This is a genomic window from Haloarcula japonica DSM 6131 (assembly GCF_000336635.1).
GTDB classification, from domain to species: domain Archaea; phylum Halobacteriota; class Halobacteria; order Halobacteriales; family Haloarculaceae; genus Haloarcula; species Haloarcula japonica.
Map to the genome: position 1 here is coordinate 270,185 of NZ_AOLY01000007.1, position 14,365 is coordinate 284,549.

13 protein-coding genes are annotated in these 14,365 nt (G+C 64.4%); 5 read left to right on the plus strand and 8 right to left on the minus strand.

The genetic code is table 11. The features are described from left to right. Nucleotides 1-42: 42 nt before the first annotated feature. A complete protein-coding gene (locus C444_RS04595; RefSeq protein ID WP_004591223.1) occupies nt 43-540 on the minus strand; it encodes a GNAT family N-acetyltransferase in 498 nt (165 codons plus the stop codon). 131 nt (nt 541-671) lie between these two features. On the opposite strand from C444_RS04595, the gene trpC reads away from it, so the two are divergent. From trpC to C444_RS04615, 4 genes are read left to right on the plus strand one after another with little or no spacing between them, the layout of a single operon-like run. Then, nucleotides 672-1,484, plus strand: a complete 813-nt coding sequence (gene trpC / locus C444_RS04600) for an indole-3-glycerol phosphate synthase (protein ID WP_004591224.1) — start codon at nt 672-674, stop codon at nt 1,482-1,484. Then, nucleotides 1,481-2,743: a tryptophan synthase subunit beta gene (gene trpB / locus C444_RS04605; RefSeq protein ID WP_004591225.1), complete on the plus strand. Its 1,263-nt coding sequence runs from the start codon at nt 1,481-1,483 to the stop codon at nt 2,741-2,743. The genes trpC and trpB overlap by 4 nt, the downstream gene beginning before the upstream one ends. After that, the gene (trpA, locus tag C444_RS04610; protein WP_004591227.1) at nt 2,743-3,573 is read left to right on the plus strand and encodes a tryptophan synthase subunit alpha; all 831 of its coding nucleotides are present in this window, start codon (nt 2,743-2,745) and stop codon (nt 3,571-3,573) included. Before trpB ends, trpA begins: the two co-directional genes overlap by 1 nt. Nucleotides 3,574-3,599: 26 nt before the next feature. Beyond that, nucleotides 3,600-4,403, plus strand: a complete 804-nt coding sequence (locus C444_RS04615) for a 2-amino-3,7-dideoxy-D-threo-hept-6-ulosonate synthase (RefSeq protein ID WP_004591228.1) — start codon at nt 3,600-3,602, stop codon at nt 4,401-4,403. Here C444_RS04615 and C444_RS04620 read toward each other — a convergent pair. Continuing rightward, the gene (locus C444_RS04620; RefSeq protein ID WP_004591230.1) at nt 4,400-5,656 is read right to left on the minus strand and encodes a P-loop NTPase; all 1,257 of its coding nucleotides are present in this window, start codon (nt 5,654-5,656) and stop codon (nt 4,400-4,402) included. The genes C444_RS04615 and C444_RS04620 overlap by 4 nt on opposite strands. Nucleotides 5,657-5,897: 241 nt before the next feature. Between C444_RS04620 and C444_RS04625 the strand changes: the two genes are divergently transcribed. Next, nucleotides 5,898-7,064 (plus strand): 3-dehydroquinate synthase II, encoded by a 1,167-nt coding sequence (locus C444_RS04625; protein ID WP_004591232.1) that lies wholly within the window; start codon nt 5,898-5,900, stop codon nt 7,062-7,064. A 36-nt stretch (nt 7,065-7,100) separates the two neighbouring features. Here C444_RS04625 and C444_RS04630 read toward each other — a convergent pair whose 3' ends face one another. The 6 genes from C444_RS04630 to C444_RS04655 form a co-directional block, all read right to left on the minus strand. After that, nucleotides 7,101-7,517, minus strand: a complete 417-nt coding sequence (locus C444_RS04630; RefSeq protein ID WP_049909114.1) for a DUF6677 family protein — start codon at nt 7,515-7,517, stop codon at nt 7,101-7,103. Between the two features lie 84 nt (nt 7,518-7,601). Continuing rightward, nucleotides 7,602-8,291, minus strand: a complete 690-nt coding sequence (locus C444_RS04635; RefSeq protein ID WP_004591237.1) for a type I 3-dehydroquinate dehydratase — start codon at nt 8,289-8,291, stop codon at nt 7,602-7,604. 36 nt (nt 8,292-8,327) lie between these two features. Beyond that, nucleotides 8,328-9,356 carry a DNA-methyltransferase gene (locus tag C444_RS04640; RefSeq protein WP_004591239.1) on the minus strand — a complete coding sequence of 343 codons (1,029 nt, stop codon included), beginning with the start codon at nt 9,354-9,356 and terminating at the stop codon, nt 8,328-8,330. Between the two features lie 121 nt (nt 9,357-9,477). After that, on the minus strand, nt 9,478-10,443 hold the full coding sequence (locus C444_RS04645) for a transcription initiation factor IIB (RefSeq protein ID WP_004591241.1): 966 nt from the start codon (nt 10,441-10,443) through the stop codon (nt 9,478-9,480). Nucleotides 10,444-10,713: 270 nt separating this feature from the next. Next, nucleotides 10,714-12,531 (minus strand): flippase-like domain-containing protein, encoded by a 1,818-nt coding sequence (locus C444_RS04650; protein ID WP_004591244.1) that lies wholly within the window; start codon nt 12,529-12,531, stop codon nt 10,714-10,716. A 67-nt stretch (nt 12,532-12,598) separates the two neighbouring features. Next, nucleotides 12,599-14,317: a radical SAM protein gene (locus tag C444_RS04655; protein WP_004591246.1), complete on the minus strand. Its 1,719-nt coding sequence runs from the start codon at nt 14,315-14,317 to the stop codon at nt 12,599-12,601. Nucleotides 14,318-14,365: the final 48 nt, after the last annotated feature.

The following is a 14,365-nucleotide window of genomic DNA, read 5'->3' on the forward strand; positions in this document are numbered from 1 at the left end:
TTAGTAACACACGTACTGCGCGCCGCGAATGCGATCCAGCGTTCACAACCGCCGCTCGTACACGTTGACGGGGTGTTCCTGTCCGCCGACCTCGACCATCCGTCCGCCGACCTTCTCGAAGTGCTGCCGGTAAAACCCGTTACCGATCTCGTTTTCCGCCAGCACCTCGTCGCGGATTTTCCGCACCGAAAGCTCGTGCAGGTGCTGTTCGCCCCGATGCAACAGCTCTGCTCCAATACCTTCGCCCCAGTAGTCCGGATGGACGTACAGATCGAGGTCGCCGAAACCCGTCGCGTCCGTCATCCCACAGCTCATGTACGCCACCACGTCGTCGTCGGCCGTCGAGACGAACAAGCCGACCTCTTCAAGCTCGATCATCCGCTCCAGGACCGGCGGAGCATACCCCTCCCTGAGATGTTCGTTCACAGTCTCTTCGCCGAGAATGTTGTCGTACACCGCGTGCCACGCGGCCCTGGCTACTCGGCGGATATCCGCGATGTCCACCGATTCGGCCGGTCGGATGGTCGTTTGGAACGACATGTGTAAACGTGTGACGTGATACACTATAGAACTGTGGCCTGCTTGACAGCGAGCGCGATCCGATATTCCACCGGTACTGTCCCGGTGAGAGGGTAACTCTTATGTACACTTCTGTACGTTAGTGTTCAGTAATGGACGACAGTGAGGAGATAGCACCAGCGGTCCAGTCAATTCTCGATGCGGCGCGTGAGCGCGGTGGCGGCGGTGACCGGGTTTCGGTGACGGGCCGGTCGCTGCCCGACGCCTTCGACGCGGCGGCGGCCGACGGGCGGACACCGGTCATCGCCGAAATCAAACCGACGAGCCCGACCGCCGAGGGCGAACGGACCGACGACCCGGTCGACCTCGCCCAGCAGATGGTCGAGGGCGGCGCGGCGGCGTTGTCCGTGCTGACGGAGCCGGAGCATTTCGGCGGGTCGGCGGCGACGCTCGAACGGGTCCGCGATGCCGTCGACGTTCCGGTGCTCCGGAAGGACTTCATCCTCCACGAGGAGCAACTGGACGTCGTCGAAGCGGATGTCGTCCTACTCATCGTCCGCTTTCTCGAAGCCGAGGGGACCGACGACCTGGCGGACCTGCTCGCGGCGGCCCGCGAGCGTGGCTTTCAGGTTCTCGTGGAGACCCACACGGCCGCGGAGGTCGAGAAAGCCATCGATGCCGGCGCTGACATCATCGGCGTCAACAACCGCGACCTCGCGGAGCTGGAGGTCGACCTCGGCACGTTTGAGTCCGTCGCGACCGACGTGCCCGAGAGCGTCACGCTCATTGCGGAAAGCGGCATACAGACGGAGGAAGACGTGACGCGGATGCGACGGGCCGGCGCGGACGCCCTGCTGATCGGCTCGGCAATCATGGACCACGGCGCGGCGACGGACGTGGAAGCGAACACCCGACGACTGACACGCGCGGACACTGACGCGGCTGAGACGACTACAGATACATGAGTACAGACGACGCATACGACCCCAAGTTCGGCGAGTACGGTGGACAGTACGTGCCCGAGGCGCTGATGCCGGCTATCGAGGAGCTGACCGACGCCTACCAGCGGTACGTGCTCGAAAACGAGGACGGCTTCATGGACGAGTTCCGGGAGCGGCTGGCCGACTTCGGCGGCCGGCCGACCCCGCTGCAGTACGCTGATCAGCTCTCGACCCGGTACGACACGGACGTTTACCTCAAGCGCGAGGACCTGCTGCACGGTGGCGCACACAAGCTCAACAACGCGCTGGGCCAGGTGCTGCTGGCGAAGTACATGGGCAAGGAACGTATCATCGCCGAGACCGGGGCCGGCCAGCACGGCACGGCGACGGCGATGGCGGCAGCCCACCTCGATATGCCCTGTGAGATCTACATGGGCGAGACCGACATCGCGCGCCAGCGCCCCAACGTGTTCCGGATGCGCATCAACGGCTCCGAAGTGAACCCGGTGACGGTCGGCCGCGGCACGCTGAAGGAGGCCATCTCCGAGACGATGCGCGACTGGGCGACCACCGTCGAGAACACCCACTACGTCATCGGCAGCGTCGTCGGCCCGCATCCGTTCCCGAAGATGGTGCGGGACTTCCAGGCGGTCATCTCCGAGGAAGCCCGCGAGCAGGCCATCGAGAAGACCGGCGGGCTGCCCGATTCAGTCCTCGCGTGTGCCGGCGGCGGGTCGAACACGATGGGCACCTTCGCCCACTTCGTCGACGATAGCGATGTCGACCTCTACGCCGTCGAGGCCGGCGGTTCCTCGCTGCGGGTCGACGAGGAGGAAGGCGTCGCGCCCAACTCCGCGACCCTCTCGACCGGCGACGAGGGCGTTCTCCACGGCGCGCGCACGAAGCTCCTGCAGGACTCGGACGGCCAGATCATGGAATCCCACTCCGTCTCCGCCGGCCTGGACTACGCCGGCGTCGGTCCGGAACTCGCCCACCTGGTCGACGAGGACCGCGTCATCCCGGTCAACGTCGACGACGACGCCGCGCTGGAGGCGTTCCATCGCCTCTCCCAGGACGAGGGCATCATCCCGGCCCTGGAGACGGCTCACGCCTTCGGCTACCTCGAAGAGCACCACGACGAGGTCGGCGACACCGTTGTCGTCAACGTCTCCGGCCGCGGCGACAAGGACCTCGAAACAGTCATCGAGGAGACCAGCAAACGGGACCTCGACATCGCACCGGACATGTCTATCTTCGAGCGGGTCGGCGGGGGTGGCCTCTGATGGGCCTCGAACGCGCCTTCGCCGACGAGCCCGCCTTCGTCCCGTATCTCGCGGCCGGCGACCCGAACTACGAGGCATCGCTGGAGTACGTCGAGGCGCTGGCTCGCGGCGGCGCGGACGTCATCGAACTCGGCCTGCCGTTCTCCGAGCCCATCGCGGAGGGGAAAACAATCCAGAACGCCATCGTCCGCTCACTGGAAGCCGGAATGACGCCCGACCGCTTCTTCGAGTTCGTCGAAGACCTCGACGTGGACGTGCCGCTAGTGTGTATGACCTACTACAACCTCATCTATCAGTACGGCGAGGGTGAGGGTCCACGACCGTTCGTGGAGAAGGCCGCCGCGGTCGGCATCGAAGGTCTCGTCGTCCCGGATCTACCTGCCGAGGAGGCCGGCCCGCTCCGGACGGCCTGTGATGAGTTCGGCCTCGATTTGGTGTTCATCGTCGCGCCGACGACGAAGGGTGACCGGCTCGAGCGGATGCTCGAACAGGTGTCAGGGTACGTCTACGTCCAGGCGCGTCTGGGCGTCACCGGCGCGCGCGAGGACGTGGACGACGCGACCGAGGAGTCGCTGGCCCGGCTCTCTGACTGGGACGTGCCGAAAGCCGTCGGGTTCGGCATCAAGACGGGCGACCACGCCGAACGGATCGTCAGCGCCGGCGCTGACGGGGTTATCGTCGGCTCCGCGCTGGTCGACATCGTCGCCGAGGGCCACGAGAACGGCGATCCCGTCGACGAAGTGGCCGACCGGCTCGAAGCGAAAGCTCGTGAACTCAAAGACGGCGCGCTCCGGGGGGCGTCGGAACGACCGCAACCGGAACGCACATAATCGTACTTGCCACACTGTCTCATATCATGACTGCAGGAAAACGCGCACGACTCGAACGCATCGGGACAGACGACACATACGTCATCGTCCCGATGGACCACGGCATCACAATGGGGGCCGTAAAGGGTCTCAAAGACATCGAATCGACCATCGACGCGGTCACCAGCGGCGGCGCGGACGCCGTCCTCACCCAGCGGGGCATCGCCGGCCGCGTCCATCCGAACAAGAACGACGCGGGCTACATCACGCATCTCAACGGCTCGACCACTATCGGCCCCGACGAGCAGGACAAGCGGACCACGGGGACGGTCGGGGATGCCATTCGCGCCGGGGCCGACGCCGTCTCGTTCCACATCAACGTCGGCAGCCAGTACGAGCCCGAACAGATCGAGGAGCTCTCCCAACTGACGACCGAGGCCAGCCAGTACGGCCTGCCGGTGCTGGCGATGGCCTACGCCCGCGGCCCCGAAATCGACTCCGAGAACGAGGACTACAATCAGTCCGTCGGCCATGCCGTCCGACTGGCCGAAGAACTGGGCGCGGACATCGTCAAGACCGGCTACACCGGCTCCGCCGAGACCTTCCAGCACGTCGTCGAGTCCACGTCGTTGCCGGTGGTCATCGCTGGCGGCTCGAAAGGAACTGACGAAGATACCGTTCGTATGGTCCGAGGAACGATGGATGCGGGAGCTTCCGGCGTCTCGATGGGCCGCTCTATTTTCCAGCACGACGAACCGGAGAAGATTGCCCGTGCTGTCTCCGCCGTCGTCCACGACGACGCTACCACCGAGGAGGCGCTCCGCGAGGCCGGCCTGGCCGTCGAGGCCTAAAGGCCAAACAGCGACCGCATTCGCGACCCGAGACCGTCAGCTTCGTCTCCGTCGCCGGCATCCGCATCGTTCTCGCTGGAAACATCCGACGGCGAGTCACTGGTTTCCTGTTCCGGGCCGTCGGTATCTCGTGACGCACCGGCGTCTCGCTCTGCCGCGTCAGCATCCTGCTCCGGCCCATCGATCGATGCTGATTCGTTTTCCACCAGATCGGTGCCGTCGATTATCGACGCGGTTTCGGCTTCGTTTTCGGCGTCCACCTCCGATGCGACCGGCTCACCGGCGTCGGTCAGTTCGGCTACGTCGTCCGCCGGCGGATCGCCCACCCTGTCCTGTTTGGTTGGTGCTGGACCGATCAGATCGCTGTCGTCCCTGATTGCGTCCGATGGGTGGACTGTCTTGCCACCGTCCGTTGTCCCGGGGATGTGCCGCTGTGGTGGCTGTTCCGCTGGCCGGGTCGTCGGTTCTGGGTCGTCCGAGTCGGGTGGCTCCCCTGAACCGGCCGCATCTGCCATGGTATCGGTCGACGCTTTCTCCGTATCGACGAGCTGCTCCGAAATCCGCTCGTACGCGATTGCTGCGCCGCTGTTCGGTGCGTTCCGGACGACGGGCGTACCACTGTCCTGGGAGTGCGGGACGGCGTCGTCTTCCGGCACGTGGCCGAGCAGTTCGACGTCGAGGAACTCCGCGATTTCATCGGCTCCCGGCGACGCGCCCGTCCCGGATTTCGTGAGGATGAGGCCCCGAACCGGCGCTTCGACTCGCTCTGCGAGTTCTTTGGTGTTCGAGACGTTTCTGATCGATGCCACGCGCGGCGTCGAAATGAGCAACACGTCGTCAGCGAGCTTGAGCGGCCGAATCGTCTCCTCGCTCAGTCCTGCCGGGGTGTCCAACAGCACGATGTCGTGGTGCCACCGGAGGGTTTCGACGATGCCGGGCAGCCGGTCGAGGTCGGTATCCGCGTACCCTTCGAGTGTGGTCCCACTCGGCACGATTGACAGGTCAGCGTCAGTCTCATACATCGCCTCTGTGACTGCCGCCTCGCCGGCGAGTACATCGTGAAACGTCGCGTCCTCGTCGGTGTCGATGTCGACATCGAGAAAGTCGACGAGGTTCGCCATCGCGAGGTCCATCTCCACGACGACGGTCGAGTATCCGGCCTTCGCCAGCAGTGTACCGAGGTTGATGCTGGACGTCGTTTTTCCGATCCCCCCTTTCGCCCCGGCGATTGTGTAGATGTGGTTAGTAACCATCCGTAGCTGGACCGTATTATGTGAATCCTTTATTAGTAAGGCTCATTGATAAGTCTATTGGCCGACATTTAATTACGATAACCAGGCACGAATAAATAACAAATGTTGTATTCCCCGTATTCTGATTTCAGGAAATCCAACCAATATCGCCTGCCGTGCGCATATCACTTCCCTGTCTGTCACCCGACAGGCTGACCCGGGTTCCGCCACGTTCAAGCCCCGCCGTTGCGGACGTGGGCGTATGACTCGAAGCGTCTGGCTCAAAGCCGACAGCGAGGTCGGCGACTGGGAGACACGGAAACGCCGGATAACCGCCGGTATCGAGGCCGGCGTCGACTGGGTACTGGTCGACGAGGAAGACGTCGACCGCGTCTCGGAATTCGGCGAAATAAACATCGCTGCGTTCACCAACGGCGATGTCCACGTGATGGAGGCCGAGGCGGAGGACTCAGAGGCTGACGCTACCATCGTCGGGAAAGACGGCGAAGGTGACGGCACGGTTGACCTCCCATCTGACTTCTCCGGTTCCGCTGACCTCTCGACGCTCCGGCAGAACGGGGCCGCCCCCGACGGCGGCTACGTCCGCATCTTCGACGAGGACTACGAAGCGTTTGCCGAAGCAGTCGCCGCCGAAGCCGACTTCACTATCGTCATCGGCGAGAACTGGCAGATCATTCCGCTCGAAAACCTCATCGCCCGTGTTGGCGAGGAGACAGACCTTATTGCAGGTGTCCGGACCGCCGAGGACGCCCGGACGGCCTACGAGACGCTGGAACTGGGGGCCGACGGCGTCCTGCTGGACACCGACGATGTCGACGAAATACGCAAGACAGTGGAGGTCCGCGACGAGATGGGTCGGGAGTCACTCGATCTGGAGTACGCCGAGGTCACCGCCATCGAGCAGACCGGCTCCGCTGACCGCGTCTGTATCGACACGGGCAGCCTGATGGAACACGACGAAGGGATGCTCGTCGGTTCGATGGCTCGCGGACTCTTCTTCGTCCATGCTGAGACGGCTGAATCCCCATACGTTGCTTCCCGGCCGTTCCGCGTCAACGCCGGCGCGGTCCACGCCTACGTCCGGACCCCTGACGGCGGCACGAAGTACCTCTCGGAACTCCAGTCCGGTGATGAGGTCCAGATCGTCGACGCGAACGGGCGCACTCGCGAGGCTATAGTCGGCCGCGCGAAAATCGAGAAACGTCCGATGTTCCGCGTACAGGCCCAGACCGAGGACGGCGACCGAATCGAGACGCTGCTCCAGAACGCCGAGACGATCAAGGTCCACACCCAGAATGGGCGAACCGCCGTTACGGACCTCGAACCGGGCGACGAAATCCTCATTCACCACGAGGACACGGCAACGCACTTCGGTGAGCGGATCGAAGAAAGTATCATCGAAAAGTAAGCTGTTCCGACTTGGGGTTCGACCACGAACTGTCGGTTACTGCTGGTCCGCCTCGACCGGTTCCAGTTGTGTCGTACACCAGTGACAGAAGTCGATGTCCTCGTCGAGTTCCTTGCCGCAGTTCGGACACGTCGTGCCGGCTTCGACCTCCTGAGCCTGATTTTCGTTGACCGCAACCCAGTAGGCGTCGACGACGTTGAGCGTCGTGATCACGACCGAACCGATCGTCACCTCGGTGGGTCTGGACTGATACGACGATGAGATAGCCTCAATACTTAGCTGGGTGACAGGGTCGATAGCGCCAGTGACGACGAACACCACCGACAGCATGAACAGTAACCCGAGCCACAGCAGTCCCCGCACCCACTTACGGAGGTAGAAGTGTCCCAACCCAGGGAAGATGAACGCAAGCACTACGGCCAGTAACGGCCGCTTGCGTCCTTTGTCAGTCATACTCGGCGAGTCTATCTCGCATACCCCTATATCTTCCGAAGGATCACTGTCCGGACGAAAGCCCCGTAGCGGGCAGCTACCGGCTCAGGCGTCGCTCTGTAGCTGTTCGACCAGGGTCCGGAGCGTCGCGAGGTCGTACTGGCCCGGAGCGGTCGCGTCAGCGGGGTCGACCGGTGCGTAGCCGATGCGGGAGCCGTACAGCGGGGCGACGGCTCTGGAGTGGCGACCGGCCGCACCCATGCACATCGTGGCGACCTGTTCGCCCTCGGCAGTCAGTTCGCGGGTCGCGCCAAGCATCGCCAGTACGTCGTCCGGCGACTGGGCTGTGCTGGCCATCTTCCCAACGTCGCCCTGAGAGCAGGCCCGTTCGAGGTGGTCGACGATCACCTCACGGTCGGGCGTCGACTCGAAGTTGTGCGTCGAGACGACCACGGACGCGCCGTGGTCTCGGGCAACGTCGGTGACACGGCCGGCGTCGTGGTCGCCAGCCCCCGAAAGTGCCGCAAGCTCCAGGTCGACGGCCGTCACGGCGTCGTGTTCGAGCGCGGTTTCGAGCGCGTCGAGCCGTCCAGCGGTGTCGGCGGCTTCGCCGCCCTCCCAGGTCGGCCGGTTCGTGACGAGTATCGGGAGGTCACCGTCGTAGGCGTCCAGTTGTGCCAGCGGGTCGTCGGCAAAATCCATCCGTAGCTCCAGCCCGTCGGCGTCGGCGCGGGCGGCCGGCTCCACCCTGAGGTCGTCGGTGGCGGCGAGCAGGGTGAACGACTTGAAGTCCATACCTCGGCTTTGACGGAGCCGCACAAAAAGCCGCGCTTACTCGACTGGCTTGTGGATGGCCCGAAAGCCGTCGTCGGTCGATTCGACGGAGTCGACCGCGTAGAACTGGATCCGTTGTTCCTGTTTCGTGTTGACGGCGAAGTCGTACTGCTCGGCCTCGTAGCCCGGTTCTTTGCCGTCGGCACGCCGCTGCTCCACCCACGAGCGGTGGTCGTCGAGGCGCTGGCGGGCGATGGTTCGGGAGCGCTCCGGGGCGGTGGCGACCCGTTCTTCGAGCGCCGACAACAGGTCCGGGTCGCGGTCCACACCCACCGAGTTCCGGCCGGCGACCATCGCCGCCAGCGTCGTCGTCCCGGTACCCAGAAACGGGTCGAGCACCGTATCGCCGTACACCGAAAACATCGAGATGAGCCGATAGGGAACCGTCAGCGGGAAGGCACCCGAGCGATCCCGCAGCCCGTCGTCGAGGTTCTGGCTCTCGCCGGGCAGCTCCCAGAGGTCGGAGAACCACTCGTTGCGCTCCTCCCAGAAATAGGCGCTCTCGTAGCGACGGTCCGCGCCCGGTTCGAGGCGGCGACGCTCCCCGTTGCGGAACACGAGGATGTGTTCGTGTTCTAACGTCGGGTAGGCGTTCGGCGGGACCATCCCCGAACCCATGAACTTCGCACCGCTGTTGGTGGGTTTGCGCCATAGAATATCCGGCAGCGCGCGCAGTCCGTGGTCGGTCAGCCGGTCGGTTATCTCCGCGTGGTTTGGATAGGAGCGAAACCCATCCTCCAGAGATCGCGTCGCGTCCCCGACGTTGATACAGGCGATGCCGCCGGGAACCAGCACGCGCTCTAGCTCGGCCCACACCGCATCGAGCACGTCGTGCATCAGCGTGAACGCCCGGTCGCCGTCCTCGTCGTCCAGGGCCGCTCCGATGTCGGGATCCAGGTCGGTGAAGATGTCGTCCCACATCTCGATCATCGGGTAGGGCGGCGACGTGACCACCAGTTCGACGCTGTCGTCGGGGCACTCGAGTGTGCGGGCATCACCGGTTCGAACCCGGTGTGTCGTCTCCATACCGGTCCCAGCGGACGGGACGACTCTAGTCTTGCGGTTATCGGTCGACGGCGTACACGCTCTGCGTGTGACAACGGATGGCAAAAACAGCCCTCACAGCGGTGCGACGCAAATACCGAGCTTACGCGACAGGCAGGTCCTGCTCGGCTTCCAGCAGTTCGTGATACCGGTTTCGGATAGTGACCTCGGAGATATCGGCGACCTCGGAGACGGCGGCCTGGGTCGTTTTCTCGTTGGTCAGCAGGGCGGCGGCGTACACTGCAGCTGCAGCGAGGCCGACCGGTGACTTGCCGGAGTGGACGCCCTGTTCCTTGGCGTTCTGGAGGAGCTGGCGGGCGCGGTGCTCGGCCTCGTCGGACAGTTCCAGCGAGGAGGCAAAGCGCGGGACGTAGCTCTCGGGGTCTGCGGGGCGGACTTCAAGCGAGAGTTCGCGGACGACGTAGCGGTAGGTCCGGGCGATTTCGCTCTTTTCGACCCGGGAGACCTCCGTGATCTCGTCGAGCGAGCGCGGGACGCCGGCCTGGCGTGCGGCGGCGTAGACGGAGGCCGTCGAGACGCCCTCGATGGAGCGGCCGGGAAGCAGATCCTCGTCGAGTGCGCGGCGGTAGATGACGCTGGCCGTCTCGCGGACGTTCTCCGGCAGTCCAAGCGCAGAGGCCATCCGGTCGATTTCGCCCAGCGCCTGCTTGAGGTTGCGCTCCTTGGAGTCGCGGGTTCGGAACCGTTCGTTCCACTTGCGCAGGCGCTGCATCTTCTGGCGCTGTTTGCCCGACAGGGAGTTGCCGTAGGCGTCCTTGTCGCGCCAGTCGATGTTGGTCGAGAGCCCCTTGTCGTGCATCATGTTCGTTGTCGGTGCGCCGACGCGGGACTTCTCGTCTTTCTCGCTGGAGTCGAACGCGCGCCACTCGGGGCCGCGGTCGATTTCGTCGGATTCGACGACTAGCCCACAGTCTTCACAGACCGTTTCGCCGTGTTCGTCGTCGATAACGAGCGAGCCACTGCACTCCGGGCACGCTGTGCTCTCCGATTCCGTCGACTCCGTCGTCTGTTCTTCACGCTGCTGTCGCGTCCGTGTGTGTTCACTCATTGGTTGCGAAGGCGGGTGCTCACCGGGTGGGAGACATCACAGAACCCGGAGGCAGTCGGTAACACTGTATTCGAACGAAAGTCATTAAAACATTCCGGTATTGTCGTAGAGACCGCCGCCACACGTCACGAAACCCACGTTTGTGCATTACTCGCATGACCATTCATATAACGGCCATCGCGCATTTTCCCGTCGAGCGCCCGGATACCTGATAAAACGGGACGTTCAGCCGACGACAATGGGTGAGTCCGAGCGTACAGCGGAGCCGGGTCAGTCGTTCGTTTCCGGTTCGATGGCCTCGGCGGACTGGGACTCCTCAACGGCCGTCGTCAGCGAGACGTTGAGCCAGGCCATCGACGCGATGCCGCCGATGATGGTCACAACGTTCTTGACCGCGTGGTCGACGATTGCGACACCGATAGCGGCGGCGACGCCGACCGGCGTCAGTGACGCGACGATAACGGTGAACGCGCCCTCGTAGAGGCCGACCCCGCCGGGAGTCAGCGGCAGGACCTTTGCGAGGTTCCCAACGCTGACCGCGAAGAAGCCGACGGCGACCAGCGACGGCGTCAGGCTGTAGCCAAAGGCCTCGAAGACGATCAGGGCCGTAATCACGTCGAACGTCCAGATGAGGAGGCTTCCGATGCCGACACGTGTGAAGGCCGACCCGTCCGCTGCCACTGTCTGTACGTCGCCCACGAACCCTTCGATAATGCCGGCGACGTAGTCGGCGTAGGAGTCGCTGCTCAGTCGCCCGATAACCGCCCGAACGAGGTTCCGGTCGCTCCGCGCACTGGCGACGATAGCCACCACCGCTCCGATTGCTGCGAGTCCGACGCCGGCTGCCACGGCGACGGCCGTCCGCCCGCTGCTGGCCGCGTCACCGCCGACGGTCCCACCTGTCAACGCGGTCAGCAGCTGCTCTGCCGACCCCGTCGCGGCCAGCCCGATCATGACGACGCCGGCGAGCAGCGTGATGGTCAGCAGGTCGAACACCCGTTCGACGGCAAGCGAGGCGAACCCGGAGGGGTACGGAATCGAGCGGCGGGCCTTGATGACGTACGCCCGGACGGCGTCACCGGCTCGCGCCGGGAACACGAGGTTTCCAGTCTGGCTGATGAATATCGCCCCTGTGAGGAAGCCCCACCGCTCCCGATACCCCATCGAGACGAGGATGTCGCGGTAGCGGACACCGCGGAGCGGCCACGAGACAGCATAGACGACAGCGCTCAGTGCGATGATTTCCGGCGCTGCGCCCGCCATCTCCCTGAGCACGCGGTCGGGGTCGAGATACTGGGTCATCAACAGGAGAGCGACGACGACCAGCATCGTCCCCGCGCCGAGCGATACCTCGCGGGTAATCCGGGGGCTAACCGACAGCTCCCAGAAGGTCCGGAGTACCTGGCTGCCCATGCCGAACACGTCCCGAACGATGTCGACCTTCGAGTCGCCCTTGGGTGTCCAGTCGACGGGGAATTCCTTCACCCGGTAGCCGTTGCGCTGGGCCTTCACCAGCAGTTCCGTGTCCCAGAACCAGTGTTCGTCCTGAACGAGAGGCAACAGCGTCTCCAGTGCCCCCCGGTCGAAGGCCTTGAAGCCACACTGGTGGTCCTTGAGGTCCGACCGGAGGACAGTTCGGACGAGCGTGTTGTAGCCGAAACTCGGAATCCCTCGCTTTGCAGGTCTGTCGGCGCGGTTGTCGGGCATCCAACGTGACCCCGTCGCCACGTCGTAACCGTCGAGTCGAACGGCGTTGACGAGTTCTTCGAGATGCGACATGTCCGTCGCCAGATCCGTATCGAAATACACCAGCGTCTCGCCGTCGGCCCGCTCGAAGGCGTACTCTAACGCACCGCCGCGGCCCAACCGCTCGTCGCTGTGGACGTGCCGGACCCGGCTGTCTTCGTTTGCGAGTCGCGTCGCGATCTCCGGCGTGCGGTCCGAGCAGCCGTCCTCCGCGACGATGACCTCGTACGTGTCCTCGGGGAGAAACGAGGCGAGCGTCTCGAGCGTCGCCGATACCGTCTGCTCGATGGTGTCTGCCTCGTTGTAGGCAGGGAGAACGACGCTCACCTCGACCGCAGTCATACGCTCTTGGTCATCCCCGGAGTGAAAAGTACTTTCCGTTCGATACGCTGACGAGTCGGAAAAACCGTTAGTCAGCGCCTTCCGGCGACTGAGCAGTCACGAACCGCTCGATAGAGTCTACGTCGATGTCCCCGGACGACTCGTAGGGTCTGTTTACCACCACGTCACCGGCGGTACTCCGTCCAATGCCGGGAATCGCGGTGAGTTCGTCCATCGACGCGCTGTTGAGATCCAGCGGGTAGGGGACGCCGGTGACCGACCGATAGCCGTGGTCGGTGACTGCGATGTCGACGACGCTACCGAGCTCGCGCTCGCCCGGAATGCCCACGAGCAGCGGGTAGGTCCCCAGCTGCCGGCCGAAGGTCTTGCCGTCTTGGTGGTACTCCAGATGTACGTCCGGAAGGACCGTCCCCGGCGGCGCGACCCGCTTGAGCATCGGGTTGTCGATGGTCTCCCGGACCTCCTGTTTGTACTGCTTGAACAGTTGCTTGTGGTCCTTGGCGATCTCCGCGCCGGTGTCTGCCATGTCGGTCCCCTCGAAGGCCATCACCTGCCGGATGTTTACCCGCCGGAGCATCAGCCCCTCGTCGTACACCCGCTGGAGGAACCGTTTGTTGTGCTCGAAGGTCTCCCGCGTCTCGCCTTTCAGCCCGTGGACGAGGTTGATGCCGGGTAGGAGTTTGGGGAGCCGTCGAGCGGCGTCGTCACCGAAATTGGGAGCGGTGCCTTTCTCTCCGCCAGGCCGCCAGCCAGCCACCTCGTTGACGATCTTCACCGCCTCGAAACACTGGTCGGCGGTGACGTTGAGGTTGTTGTCGCTCATCACGTTCGGGTCGGCCGACTCCAGGCCGAACGCGGCGGTGTCGCCGGGCGTGTTGTGCTCAGCGATGATGCGGATCCCCTCGCGGGCCTTCTCGGGCCACTTGACGACCGTGATGGGGTTCATGTTGTCGAGGTGCAGCGTCTCCAGATCCGGCGCAACCTCGCGGATACCGCCGTAGAGCCGCCGGAGGGCGTCCGGGTTGGGCGCTTCGCCGTCGCCGCCGTAGGCTAAGATATCGGCCTGCCGGCCGAGTCGGAAGTGCTTCACGCCGCGGTCGGAGAGGGCGTCGACCTCGTCGACGACGCTCTCGGGCGGCCGGAAGTCCGGGTTGCCGTACATCGGCTCCGTGCAGAAGGAACACCGGTACGGACAGCCCCGGGAGGTCTCCATCTCGCAGATGAGGTACTCCGGGTGGTTCGGGTGCTGTTCGACGACGAACGCGCCGGCGCGGGCCCAGCGGGTCTCCTCCTCGATGTCACGGTAGCGGTCGTTGAACCCTTCCAGACCGGATTCCACGAGGTCGAACACGGCGGCCTCCACGTCGGCCATGGCGAGGAAGTCGAAATCGAGGTCATCGCGGGCCGTCTCGCTCGCGCCCTCGTTGGCCTCGCCGACGCCGAAGCGGACGGGGCCGCCCATGATGGACGTCCCGTTGGCTGTCCAGGCCAGTTCGCGCACTTCGTCGGGTTCCGCCGGCGTCCCGCCGACGTACTTGCCGGGGACGGTCATACCGCCGACGTACACCAGCAGGTCAGCGGCCTCTACGTCGCGCCAGACGGCGTTGTCCTCCCGGAGTTCGTCGATGGTGTGATACGTGATCTGCTCTCGGGGGACGCCGGCGTCGACGAGCGCGCCGGCGGCGTACCGCGGATACGTCGAGATGTACGGCGGCACCCCGAAGTGTGCGGGCTCGTCGACGTAGCCGTCGACGATGGTTACGTCGAGCGTCTCGGGGTCAGTCATACCCCTCGCTTGACGTTCGATGCCTAAAACCGTGTCTGGTTGTCATGG